The 12,472-nt window shown below is 62.4% G+C and carries 11 protein-coding genes; 8 read left to right on the top strand and 3 right to left on the bottom strand.

Annotated features, from left to right (window positions below; translation table 11 throughout):
• Positions 1 to 46 precede the first annotated feature (46 nt).
• The 3 genes from groL to ACP92_RS22135 all read right to left on the bottom strand — a co-directional run bounded on the left by groL (position 47) and on the right by ACP92_RS22135 (position 2,818).
• Positions 47 to 1,669 carry a chaperonin GroEL gene (groL, locus tag ACP92_RS22145; RefSeq protein WP_013236360.1) on the bottom strand — a complete coding sequence of 541 codons (1,623 nt, stop codon included), beginning with the start codon at positions 1,667 to 1,669 and terminating at the stop codon, positions 47 to 49.
• Between the two features lie 48 nt (positions 1,670 to 1,717).
• Complete coding sequence (locus ACP92_RS22140; RefSeq protein ID WP_013236359.1) at positions 1,718 to 2,035, bottom strand: co-chaperone GroES; 318 nt, start codon at positions 2,033 to 2,035, stop codon at positions 1,718 to 1,720.
• 147 nt (positions 2,036 to 2,182) lie between these two features.
• Positions 2,183 to 2,818, bottom strand: coding sequence for a hypothetical protein (locus tag ACP92_RS22135; RefSeq protein ID WP_013236358.1), 636 nt, complete (start codon positions 2,816 to 2,818; stop codon positions 2,183 to 2,185).
• A 303-nt stretch (positions 2,819 to 3,121) separates the two neighbouring features.
• On the opposite strand from ACP92_RS22135, the gene ACP92_RS22130 reads away from it, so the two are divergent.
• The 8 genes from ACP92_RS22130 to ACP92_RS22095 all read left to right on the top strand — a co-directional run bounded on the left by ACP92_RS22130 (position 3,122) and on the right by ACP92_RS22095 (position 12,271).
• On the top strand, positions 3,122 to 4,045 hold the full coding sequence (locus ACP92_RS22130; RefSeq protein WP_013236357.1) for a LysR family transcriptional regulator: 924 nt from the start codon (positions 3,122 to 3,124) through the stop codon (positions 4,043 to 4,045).
• 263 nt (positions 4,046 to 4,308) lie between these two features.
• Positions 4,309 to 4,662 carry a hypothetical protein gene (locus ACP92_RS24445; RefSeq protein WP_013236356.1) on the top strand — a complete coding sequence of 118 codons (354 nt, stop codon included), beginning with the start codon at positions 4,309 to 4,311 and terminating at the stop codon, positions 4,660 to 4,662.
• Between the two features lie 68 nt (positions 4,663 to 4,730).
• Entirely contained in the window at positions 4,731 to 6,017 is a 1,287-nt protein-coding gene (locus ACP92_RS22120; protein ID WP_013236355.1) for a TolC family protein, read from the top strand.
• A gap of 7 nt (positions 6,018 to 6,024) precedes the next feature.
• Positions 6,025 to 7,287 carry an efflux RND transporter periplasmic adaptor subunit gene (locus tag ACP92_RS22115; RefSeq protein ID WP_041311327.1) on the top strand — a complete coding sequence of 421 codons (1,263 nt, stop codon included), beginning with the start codon at positions 6,025 to 6,027 and terminating at the stop codon, positions 7,285 to 7,287.
• Positions 7,288 to 7,316: 29 nt separating this feature from the next.
• A complete protein-coding gene (locus ACP92_RS22110) occupies positions 7,317 to 10,538 on the top strand; it encodes a CusA/CzcA family heavy metal efflux RND transporter (RefSeq protein WP_013236353.1) in 3,222 nt (1,073 codons plus the stop codon).
• Positions 10,528 to 11,049 (top strand): DUF2846 domain-containing protein, encoded by a 522-nt coding sequence (locus ACP92_RS22105; RefSeq protein ID WP_013236352.1) that lies wholly within the window; start codon positions 10,528 to 10,530, stop codon positions 11,047 to 11,049. The genes ACP92_RS22110 and ACP92_RS22105 overlap by 11 nt, the downstream gene beginning before the upstream one ends.
• 163 nt (positions 11,050 to 11,212) lie before the next feature.
• Entirely contained in the window at positions 11,213 to 11,794 is a 582-nt protein-coding gene (locus ACP92_RS22100) for a mechanosensitive ion channel family protein (RefSeq protein WP_013236351.1), read from the top strand.
• A gap of 135 nt (positions 11,795 to 11,929) precedes the next feature.
• Positions 11,930 to 12,271 carry an MFS transporter gene (locus tag ACP92_RS22095; RefSeq protein WP_041311325.1) on the top strand — a complete coding sequence of 114 codons (342 nt, stop codon included), beginning with the start codon at positions 11,930 to 11,932 and terminating at the stop codon, positions 12,269 to 12,271.
• Positions 12,272 to 12,472: the final 201 nt, after the last annotated feature.

The following is a 12,472-nucleotide window of genomic DNA, read 5'->3' as shown; positions in this document are numbered from 1 at the left end:
TTTTTTCCTCATCAACGGTGCGATCTATCCGGATCACACCCCCGGTTCACATATCCAGGGCGGCGGCAGCAGGGCTGGCTTCTTTCTCCTCCGCCGGCGCCTCGGCCACGGTCGCATCCGTAGTCAGGATCAAGGACGCCACCGAGGCCGCATTCTGCAAGGCGGTGCGGGTGACCTTGGTGGGGTCGACCACGCCCAGTTCAACCATGTCGCCGTACTCGCCATTGGCGGCGTTATAGCCGAAGTTGCCCTTGCCGGAATACACCTTGGCCACCACCACCGAAGGCTCGTCGCCGGCATTGGCGGCGATCACGCGCAGCGGCGCTTCCAGGGCGCGCAGGACGATCTGGATGCCGGCGTTCTGGTCGGCATTGGCGCCTTCCAGCTTGCTGATGGCCGCACGCGCGCGCAGCAGCGCCACGCCGCCACCAGGCACGATACCTTCTTCCACCGCCGCCCGGGTGGCATGCAGGGCGTCGTCGACACGGTCCTTCTTTTCCTTCATTTCCACTTCGGTGGCCGCACCGATCTTGATCACGGCCACGCCGCCGGCCAGCTTGGCCACGCGTTCCTGCAGCTTCTCGCGGTCGTAGTCGCTGGTGGTTTCCTCGATCTGGGCCTGGATCGCCTTGACGCGTGCATCGATCTTGTCCTGGGCGCCTGCGCCATCGATGACGGTGGTGCTGTCCTTGCGCACCTCGACGCGCTTGGCGCTGCCCAGGTCTTCCAGCGCGGTCTTCTCCAGGCTCTTGCCGGTTTCTTCGGAGATGACGGTGCCGCCAGTGAGCACGGCCAGGTCTTCCAGCATGGCCTTGCGGCGGTCGCCGAAGCCGGGGGCCTTCACCGCAGCCACCTTCAGCACGCCACGCACCGAGTTCACTACCAGGGTGGCCAATGCTTCGCCATCGATATCCTCGGCCACGATGAAGAGCGGCTTGCCGGCCTTGGCCGTCATCTCCAGCACCGGCAGCAGTTCGCGGATGCTGGAGATCTTCTTGTCATACAGCAGCACCAGCGGATCATCGAGCTGGCACAGCTGCTTGTCCGGATCATTGATGAAGTAGGGCGACAGGTAACCCCGGTCGAACTGCATGCCTTCGACCACGTCGAGCTCGTTCTCCAGCGACTTGCCGTCTTCCACCGTGATCACGCCTTCCTTGCCGACCTTGTCCATGGCCTGGGCGATGATGTTGCCGATGGCCTCGTCCGAATTGGCCGAGATCGCGCCGACCTGCGCGATTTCCTTGTTGGTGGTGATGGGGCGGGAGATCTTCCTGAGCTCATCGATGGCGGCGGTCACGGCCTTGTCGATGCCGCGCTTGAGGTCCATGGGATTCATGCCGGCGGCGACATACTTCATGCCTTCCTGCACGATGGACTGCGCCAGCACCGTGGCCGTGGTGGTGCCGTCGCCGGCCACGTCAGCGGTCTTGGAGGCGACCTGCTTGACGACCTGGGCGCCCATGTTTTCCAGGCGGTCCTTCAATTCGATTTCCTTGGCCACCGAGACGCCGTCCTTGGTGATCACCGGTGCACCGAAGCTGCGGTCCAGCAGCACGTTGCGGCCCTTGGGGCCGAGCGTCACCTTGACGGCGTCGGCCAGCACGTTGACGCCCTTGACGATGCGGGCGCGGGCAGTGTCATGAAACTTCACTTGTTTCGCACTCATGTTAGGTCTCCACGAACTAGGGAATGGGAGGATCGGGAATGCGCCGCGTCAGGCGGCTTTCTTGTCCTGCGCAGCAGCAGGCTCGAAGACACCGAAGATGTCTTCCTCGCGCAGGACCAGCAGTTCCTCGCCATCGAGCTTGACGGTCTGCCCGGCGTACTTGCCAAAGAGCACCAGGTCACCGACCTTGAGCTGCAGGGCGCGCAGGCTGCCGTCGGGCAGCACGCGGCCATTGCCCACGGCCAGCACTTCGCCCTGCTCGGGCTTTTCGGTGGCGCTGTCGGGAATGACGATGCCCGAGGCGGTCTGGCGCTGATGTTCGATTCGCTTGACGATCACTCGGTCATAAAGGGGACGAAGTTTCATGTTCAATCTCCAGAATGGTCAATGTCACGTGAAGAAAAGAGAATCAGGGATCTGGCGATCCCGGCCTTGCAAATTCGGCGATGCAGGAAATAGGTCTCACTGGCGGCCTTATCAAGGCCCGCTTCGGACTCAATTTGTAACTGATTGTTACAGTCGGCGCGGCAGGATCAGCCGCGTAATGCGCCCCATGCGATAGACCGTCTGCCGCCCGCGCCCCTCGGTCGGCAGCGGCGCCACGGGACAGGGGCCGGCGCGTGCGCCATCGCTGGCCAGGGTTTCGTCATCCTGCGCCAGCTGCGACCACAAGCCGCCCTTGACCGGATGGAACAGCCAGCGCCAGTAGCCCCGGCGGGCCGCGAGCTGCATCGCATCGCGTCGCCCCTGCGGGGTCTCGTCAAGGGTGACGGGGTGATCCTCGTCCCCCTCACCGAAAGCCTGACGGCATTGCAGCGCCTCTCGGGGCGGCGCACCGATTTCATTGCAGGCGCGCGCGTAGGTGCGCCTGACATCCCAGGCGCCCAGCCGCCAGGCCAGCTGCAGCACCACTTCGTCGCGCAGCAGATCGGAATACCAGGGGCCGTCCACCTGCAGCAGTGAGCTGGGCACGGGCCTGGGCGGAATCGATATTCCCGGCAGGTGCAGCGGGGTGGCGCGTTGAAAACCATGCCAGTGGAGGAAGAGATAAAGCGGACTGTCCGCCGCATGGGCAGCGCTGACGCTGACCGCATAGAGCGGCAGCCGGATGGCCTCCATCTGGGCCGTGACGTCGTCGAAGATTTCCATCGATCAAATCTCCTGTAGCGGGACGGTGGCAAGGGTGTCGGCAACTTTCTTTATTTATTCTAGAAGTTGTCGAGTTGGAATTTCAATCCCTCGCGGTGGCGGGAGGATCGCTTCCATTCCACGGTTCTGCTGAACACATCTCTTAATTTTTTGCCGCTAATCAAAAGCACCGATCTGCACTAGAGTCTCATCCTTGCCTGGCCTAGGCATTCCCCCCAAACGGCCTGTGCCAAGACAGCATGCGGGTTTGCGGTGGCAGCGCCCGAAGTCCGGGGCCTCGCGCAACGCAATCACGAAACCGCAATGATAAAAAACGATGTCATGGATTACCTGCCGCGCATGGTGATCTTTTCCAGGGTAGTTGAAATGGGCAGCTTCTCCGGGGCGGCCAGCGCGCTGGGGCTGAGTTCCTCTTCCGTCAGCCAGCACATCAGCGCCCTCGAAGCCGCCATGGGGATGACGCTATTGCATCGGACCACCCGCAAGCTCAGTCTCACCGAAGCCGGGCAGACCTTCTATGCCAATTGCGCGCGCATCGTCGTGCTGGCCAATGAGGCCCGCCAGACCGCCGAAAACCTGCACAAGGAAGTGGTCGGTGAACTGCGTATCGCCACCTCCAGCTTCATGGCTTCCGAATATCTGGTGCCGGCGCTGGAAGGTCTCATCCAGCAGTATCCCAAACTACGCATCAATATCGACGTCAATGACCACAACGTCGACCTGATGGAAAAGGGCGTCGATATCGCCTTGCGCGCAGGCAAGGCGCCCGGGCCGGAGGATGTGTTCCTGGCCCCGCTGGAGTCCGTGCTGTGCGCAGCGCCGGCCTACCTGCAACGATCCGCCCCCATCCGCACGCCCGAGGATCTGATGGGGCATGAGTTCATGTTCTTTACGCCGCTGGGGTCGACCATGGAACTGGGCCTGCGTGACCGCCACGGACAGCAGGTGCAGATGCGCCTGACACCGCGCATCTCGGTGAACCACACCCATTCATTGCACAAGTTGACCTTGCAGGGACATGGCGTGGCGCGGCTGCTGCAGACCAAGGTGCAGGAAGACCTCGACGCCGGCCGGCTGCAACGGGTGCTGCCGGAGTGGACGGCCAATGGCTACTGTGCCTTCCTGTCCACCAACTACCGTGACCAGGTGCCGCAGAAGGTGCTGGTGTGCGTGGAGCATATTCAAGACTATTTCCGCCGCCGGCATCCGCTCAGGCAGGAGGGATGACAGGAGGGATGACAGGGGGGATGACAGGGGGGCAGCGCCGGCATGGGGCCAGGCCTTCCATTTTCCGTACGGCATTCATTACAAAGCTGTAATCACTGGGCAATCTTTTTGTACGCAGCCTCGCCGTAGAATCCACCCCGACGATTTTTCGCACTGACAGTGGGCCTGTCATGATGCATAATCGCCGCCGATGACTGGCATGTCGCTCGCCACGCGCGTCGCTAACGACCGGCCCGGTCGGCAGCCATCCTCCTTTTCTTCCCATGCGCGCACTGATTGTCCTGCTTGCTTTGTTGTTGCCGATGCAGCTCTCCTGGGCGGCAGTGGCGGCGTATTGCCAGGAAGAAGGCGAACGGATCACGACCCATCTGGGGCATCACGAACATCCGTCTGCAACAGCAGATGCGCCAACAGGGACCGAGAAACCAGCGCCCAGCGTTAGCGACGCTGACTGTTCACTGTGCCATTTTTCCTGCATCAAGTCGGTGGAGATCTGCCGCTTGAGCGTGGCCGTTCCGCTGGCTCCTCAGCAAAAGGCGCATCCGGCTTACGTCCACCATCCCGCCTCCCATATCGCCGAAGGGCCCGACAAGCCCAACTGGCTGCTCGCCGCCTGACTCGGCGAGACTGACCCGCACCCCCACGCGCTCTCGCCGGATTCCCCTTTTCATCACCGGAGAATTCGATGTATCGGCACAGCATTTTGCTGGCGCTCGGGCTGCTTGCAGCCGGCGTCAGCCATGCGCAGGACACTGCGCCTGCAAACACGGAACACCCCCAACCCCACACCGCCTCGTCTCTTGCCAGCGAGCCCCGCTTGCTGTCGCTGCCGGCAGCCATCAGCCTGGCGCTCGAGCAGAACAAGACCCTGGCCGCCGCCCGCAAGGAAATCGAGGCGGTCGAGGCCACCATCATCCAGGCGGGAGCACGGCCCAATCCTGAGTTCTCGGCCCTGATGGAGGACTTCCGCAAGTCCAGCCGCACCACCACCTACCAGCTCACCCAGCCCATTGAACTCGGTGGCAAGCGCAGCGCCCGCATCGAGGCCGCCCAGCGCACGCGGGAGATGGCCTTGCTGGACTACGCCGCCAAGCGCACTGAGATTCGCGCAGGCGTGATCGCGGCCTATTACGAGGTCATGGTCGCGATGGAGCGCCAGCGTCTGGCCAAGGAGTTGCTGGGACTGGCCAAGACCTCGGCGGACATGACCAGCCGTCGCGTCACGGCGGGCAAGATATCGCCGGTCGAGCAGACCAAGGCCAGAGTGGCCGAATCCAGTGCGCAACTGGAATTGCATCAGGCCGACAGCGATGTGCTGCTTGCGCAGAAGAAACTGGCGACGTTCTGGGGTTCGGTTGGAAATGCATTCCAGCTCACTGACGGCGGCGTCGAAAGCTTGCCAGCGCTCCCGTCAATCGCACAGCTGACCGAGAAGGTGGCCGCAGGTCCGGCGGTGCAGCTGGCGCAGCTGGAAGTGGAGCGCCGCCGCGCACTGGCGCGGATAGAGACCAGCAAGCGCACACCGGACGTAACTCTCAGTTTCGGTAACAAGCGTGACGAGTCCAATGCCAGAAACATGTGGGTGGTCGGATTCTCCGTTCCCATCCCCGTGCTGGACAGCAACAAGGGCAACGAGCTGGAAGCCTTGAAGCGCGTCGACATCGCCCGCGACGAGCTGTCCATCGTGGAGGTGCAGATGCAGAGCGAGGCCGCCCAGAGCTTCGAGCGCCTGCGCAACGCCAGGGAAGAAGCCGTCGCCTTGCGCAACGAGATCGTCCCCGGCGCACAAAGCGCTTACCAGGCCGCGCGCACAGGATTCGAACTGGGCAAGTTCGCCTACCTGGATGTGCTGGACGCACAGCGCACCTATTTCCAGGCCAAGGCGCAGTACTGGAAAGCGCTTTCTACCGCATTCCAAGCCGCCGCAGACCTGGATCGTCTGGCCGGCAATGAGACCCCTTCAACAGAGTGAGCACAACATGACCAGGAAGCAGAAATTCGCCATCGCGGCGATCATCGCCATCGCCGCCATCTTGTCGGGGATCAGCCTGATGCAGGCCGGCACTCCAGCCGGCGCAGAAAAATCCCCCGCACACCAGGAGGAGGGCGGCCACAAGGATAACGAGCACCACGGCGAAGAGAAAGGCAGCGAGCACAAGGACGCCGCAGAACACGGCGAGGGGGAGCACCACGACGCTGAGCCCTCCAGCGAAGAGGGCAAGATCGCGTTGAACCCTGAGCAGATCGCGACCGCCGGCATCGAGGTGAAGACCGCTGGCCCCATGATCTTGAACAGCAGCGTGCAACTGCCGGGCGAGATCCGCTTCAACGAAGATCGCACCGCGCACGTCGTGCCGCAGGTGGCCGGCATCGTGGAATCGGTCTCGGCCAAGCTGGGCCAGAAAGTCAGGAAGGGACAAGTTCTGGCGGTGATCAACAGCAGCGCCGTGTCGGAGCAGCGCTCTGAAATGCTCAACGCCGAGCAGCGCCTGGCGCTGGCCAGGACCGCCTATCAACGCGAGAAGCAGCTATGGGAACAGAAGATCTCCGCCGAGCAAGACTACCTGCAAGCCCAGGCCGCATTGCGTGAAGCCGAAGTGGCCGTGCGCAACGCCCAGCAGAAGCTGCGCGCCATCGGCGCGACGGCATCCTCCGGTGGCCTGAACCGTTATGAAATCCGCGCGCCATTTGATGGCGTCGTTGTGGAAAAACACCTGGGCCTGGGCGAGGCGGTCAAGGAAGACGCCAACGCCTTCCTGATTTCGGACCTCAGCAGCGTATGGGCCGAGATCATCGTCTCGCCCAAGGACATGCAGTTCGTCCGCACGGGCGAGAAGGTCACCGTTCGCGCCACCGCCTTCGACGCCAGCGCGAGCGGCAAGATCTCCTACGTCGGCTCCCTGATCGGCGAACAGAGCCGCACCGCCAAGGCCCACGTGATCCTGCCCAATCCGGACGACAGTTGGCGCCCCGGTCTGTTCGTGAACGTCGAGGTCGTGTCGGACGAGGCGCAGGTTCCCGTGGCGGTTTCCGCGGAGGCGCTGCAGACCGTGGAAGAAAAGAGCGTCATCTTCGTGCGCGTGCCTGGCGGCTTTGCGGCCCAGCAGGTCGTCACCGGACGCAGCAACGGCAAGTTCGTGGAAATCCGTTCCGGCCTCAACGCCGGCGACGAATATGCCGCCACCGGCAGCTTCGCCATCAAGGCCGAGCTGGGCAAGGGTTCCGCCGAACATAGCCACTAAGACCGGCGACTTCGAGAGAGACGATAATCATGTTTGAACGCATCATTCGCTTCGCCATCGAGCATCGATGGCTGGTCCTGCTGGCGGTGCTGGGAATGGGCGCCTATGGCGTCTACAGCTACCAGAAGCTGCCCATCGACGCCGTGCCCGACATTACCAATGTGCAGGTCCAGATCAACACCTCCGCACCCGGGTATTCGCCGCTGGAGGCCGAGCAACGCATCAGCTATCCGATCGAGACGCTCATGTCCGGCCTGCCCAACCTGGAGCAGGTGCGGTCCCTGTCCCGCTACGGCCTATCGCAGGTGACGGTCATCTTCAAGGATGGCACGGACATCTACTTCGCCCGCCAGCTGGTCAATGAGCGCATCCAGCTGGCCAGGAGCCAGCTGCCACCGGGCATCGATCCGGGCATGGGACCGATCTCCACCGGCCTGGGTGAAATCTACCTGTGGACGGTGGAAAGCCGGGACGACGCGCGCAAGCCCGACGGCACCCCCTATACCGCGACGGACCTGCGGGAAATCCAGGACTGGGTCATCAAGCCGCAACTGCGCCTGGTCCCCGGCGTGACCGAAATCAACACCATCGGCGGCTTCGCCAAGGAGTACCTGGTCGCACCGTCCGCGGAAAAGCTAGCCTCCTACGGCATGACGATGGATACCATCATCAAGGCGCTGGAAAAGAACAACAGCAACGTCGGCGCCGGCTACATCGAACGGCGTGGCGAGCAGTACCTGATCCGTGCGCCGGGCCAGGTGGCCTCGATCGACGACATCGGCAACATCGTTCTGGCCAACGTCAAAGGCGTTCCCATCCGGATACGCGATGTGGCCGAGGTCGAGATCGGACGTGAACTACGCACCGGTGCGGCCACCGAGAATGGCCGTGAAGTCGTGCTCGGCACCGTCTTCATGCTGATCGGCGAGAACAGCCGCAAGGTCTCGCAGGCCGTCGCCAGGAAGATGGAAGAGATCAACCGCAGCTTGCCCAAGGGCGTCGAAGCCGTCACCGTCTATGACCGTACGGTCCTGGTCGACAAGGCCATCGCCACGGTCAAGAAGAACCTGGTCGAAGGCGCCTTGCTGGTGGTGGCCGTGCTCTTCGTCTTCCTCGGCAACATCCGCGCCGCCATCATCACCGCAATGGTGATTCCGCTGGCCATGCTGTTCACGTTCACGGGCATGGTCTCCAACAAGGTGAGCGCGAACCTGCTCAGTCTGGGGGCGCTGGATTTCGGGATCATCATCGATGGCGCCGTGGTGATCGTGGAGAATTGCGTACGCCGGCTGGCGCACGCCCAGGCACACCATGGCCGCACCTTGACGCGCAGCGAGCGCTTCCACGAAGTGTTCGCCGCCGCCAAGGAAGCGCGCCGTCCGCTCATCTTCGGTCAGCTGATCATCATGATCGTGTACCTGCCCATGTTTGCGCTCACCGGCGTGGAAGGCAAGATGTTCACGCCGATGGCCTTTACCGTCGTGGCTGCCCTGATCGGCGCGATGATCCTCTCGGTCACCTTCATTCCCGCCGCCATCGCCTTGTTCATCGGCGAGAAGGTCGCCGAGAAAGAGAACATCTTGATGCTCTGGGCCAAGCGTCTGTACGAGCCGATGCTCAAGACGATCATGGAAAACAAGCCCGTCGTCCTCACCTTTGCCGGCGCGCTGATCCTTGTCTGCGGCGTCGTCGCCAGCCGTCTTGGCTCGGAATTCGTGCCCAGCCTCAATGAAGGCGACATGGCGATCCAGGCGCTGCGCATCCCCGGCACCAGCCTGAGCCAGTCGCTGGAGATGCAGAAGCAGATCGAGAAGACCTTGAAGCAGAAATTCCCCGAAGTGGAGCGCGTATTCGCCCGCACCGGCACGGCCGAAGTGGCGTCCGACCCGATGCCGCCCAACATATCGGATGGCTACATCATGCTCAAGCCGCAAGAGCAGTGGCCCGAACCGAAGAAGAGCCGCGAGGAGCTGCTGGAGGCGATCCAGGACGAGGTCGCGAAGATCCCCGGCAACAGCTACGAGTTCTCGCAACCCATCCAGCTGCGCTTCAACGAACTGATCTCCGGCGTGCGCAGCGATGTGGCGGTGAAGGTCTTCGGTGACGACATGAAGGTGCTCAACGACACCGCCAGCAAGATATCGGCCGTCCTCGAGAAGATCCCCGGCGCCACCGAGGTGAAGATCGAGCAGACCACCGGCCTGCCCATGCTGACGGTGGAGATCGACCGTGAGAAGACGGCCCGATATGGCCTCAACGTCTCTGACATCCAGGACACCGTCGCCACCGCCATCGGCGGCAAGGAAGCCGGCACGATGTTCCAGGGCGACCGCCGCTTCGGCATCGTGGTGCGCCTGCCGGATCAGGCCCGTACCGATCTGGAAGCCATCCGACGGCTGCCGATCGCCCTGCCGCCACAGGAGGGCGCCACGCGCGTGAGCTATGTGCCGCTGGGTGAGGTCGCATCCCTGACGATCGCCCCCGGCCCCAACCAGATCAGCCGCGAGGATGGCAAGCGCCGCATCGTGGTCAGCGCCAATGTGCGCGGGCGCGATCTGGGTGGTTTCGTGGCCGAGGCCGAGCGCCAGCTGCAGTCTGCGGTCAAGGTGCCCGCCGGCTACTGGACGACCTGGGGCGGGCAGTTCGAGAACCTGCAATCGGCCACGCAGCGCTTGCAGATCGTCATCCCGGTCGCCTTGCTGATGGTCTTCGTGCTGTTGTTTGCGATGTTCAGCAATGTCAAAGACGGCCTGCTGGTGTTCACCGGCATCCCGTTTGCACTGACGGGCGGCATTCTGGCGCTGGCCATGCGCGGCATCCCCATGTCGATCTCGGCCGCGGTGGGCTTCATCGCCCTGTCCGGCGTTGCGGTGCTCAACGGCCTGGTCATGATCTCCTTCATCCGGAGCCTGCGGGAAGAAGGGCGTACGCTGGATGCGGCCATTCATGAGGGCGCGATGACGCGTCTGCGTCCGGTCTTGATGACCGCGCTGGTGGCCTCGCTGGGCTTTGTGCCGATGGCGCTGGCCACAGGCACCGGCGCAGAGGTGCAGCGTCCCCTGGCCACGGTGGTGATCGGAGGCATCCTGTCCTCCACCGCGCTCACCTTGCTGGTGCTGCCGCTGTTGTACAAGCTGGCCCATGACAAGGACGAAGAAGACAATCCCGCAGGCCCGCCGTCGCGCCCGCCGTTCTGGAAGTTCTGGGTCAAGCAGTCATCCACCTTGAAGGGGAATCACCATGGTTACTGATACCAGGCGTTCTGTCCGGGTGTCGCTGCTGGTAGCATCAGCGATCTTGATGTCCGCATGTGCTGCTCCTGCACGTGACAGCGTGCCCTGCACGATCTTGCAGCAGTCCAGCACCTGCGTAGCGGTGCCGCTGCATGAGGATATCCATGAGGATGAGGCCAAGGCATTGGCGCCTGCGCCCGAGGGATGGGGCTATCTGTACGTGACGAGGCCGTATTCCCAGCAGCGCAGCATCAAATCGCGGATATTCGTGGATGACGCATTGCATGCAGAGTTAGGGCCGAAGACCTTTGCCCGGATAAAGCTGAGGCCGGGAACGCATACGATCAAGCTGACTGCGGAAGAGAGTGAGGCCGTATCGATCCCGGTCGAGATGGCAAAGGAGGCCTTCCTGGAATACCAGATCGTAGAGCACCTGTTTTCGGTCGAGCCGACCATCAAGCCGGTCAGCCGAGGACGTGCGCGAGAGTCGATGCGGCCGCTTGATCTGGTCGTCACCAACACCGACTGAGCGAATCTGATCATGGAGTAGGGGGCGCATTGTGCGCCCCTTTTTTTGGTCGATCCTCGGTGTCCTATCCCTCGCTCTTTTATAATTTTCGATCCGCCGCTATTCATCGTTGAGCTATTCAGGCAAGTCGATGAGATTCCGTCCCTGATAAAAGAGGAGTTGAATGAGTAAATTTCTGCAATCGATACATGACGGCCTGCCTCAATGGCTGGCCGACTGGTTCGATGTCCTGGTGCCGACCGCAGAGGTCATCCTCATCGTGCTCGGCGCGCTGGCGATCATGCGCGTGGCCAGGATGCTGATCGGCAGGCTGGCGCTCACCTACGGTTTTCCTAACAAAGCGGCCGCACTGACGCAGCGCGTGCTCGGGTTCTTTGTCTATGGGGGCGCGCTGCTGTGGGCGCTGGAGCGCATGGGTGTTTCCAGCGCCGCGCTATGGTCTGCCTTTACCGGATTTGCGGCAGTGGGTGCAGTGGCGTTCTTTGCCGCGTGGAGCGTGCTGTCCAACCTGTTCTGCGCCATTCTGATCTACACCACCCAGCCATTCCGGGTCGGCGATGTGATCGAGGTTCTCGAAGGTGGCGACAAGCCGGGGTTAAAGGGACGGGTGCTCGATATCAACCTGGTCTATACCACCCTTGCGGAGGAGCACGAGGGGGGCGAGACGACCTTGCAACTGCCTAACAGCCTGTTCTTCCAGCGGATCGTGCGTAGGTGGAGTGATGGGTCTGGGTCTTTGTTCTGACATCATCGTCGTTGCTGATGATTTCGGATCAGGCTGCGGGCATGGTTCGTTCCTTGCGGCTTGGGTTTCTTCGTCGGCCCACTGACGACACCCGCTGCGACGCGTCGGTTTGGGCAATGGGTGCTCGTATTGGGGATGGCGCTTGAGATTGTTGGCGCGCTGGTGCTCAGTGCAGTGGTGGCTACTACGCCCGCTGGGCAAGCGCCCGCCCTTTTTGATGTTGTGGTCGCGCTGTGGTTGATCGGCTTCGGCCAGGGGATCGCGGTTCCGACGCTGGTGCGATCGTTGATCGATTGTGCACCGACAGGCGGTGCCGGCATGGTGGCGGGGATTGTGAATTCCGCTTTGCAGATTAACGCTGTGCTTGGGGTGGCGGTTACTGGTAGCGTGTTTTTCAGTCTGGCTGGGGGCATCATACGCCGGCTTCCTTGGCGCAGGCTTTCAGTTGGGCAATGGTTTGTGTTGCCGTTAGCTTGATTGTGGCGGCGAGGTGATGGGCGGTGCGTGCGCATCAAGAGGTTGCAGTGGTGATATCTGAGTCGTGATTTTCATGAGAGGAGCATGGGCGAATTAGCGGCATGCTTGTTTTGTCAGATGCAGGCGTTACATGAAAATCTGATCAGCATGTATTGGCTTGCGGCCTAAGACCGTCCTCGGGTGCTCGGCAATTCCTACGCA

The sequence above is a fragment of the Herbaspirillum seropedicae genome (genome assembly GCF_001040945.1).
In the GTDB taxonomy this organism is placed as follows: Bacteria; Pseudomonadota; Gammaproteobacteria; order Burkholderiales; family Burkholderiaceae_D; genus Herbaspirillum; species Herbaspirillum seropedicae.
The sequence above is the reverse complement of the archived record's forward strand: the minus strand, read 5'-3'. Positions and strand labels throughout refer to the sequence as shown.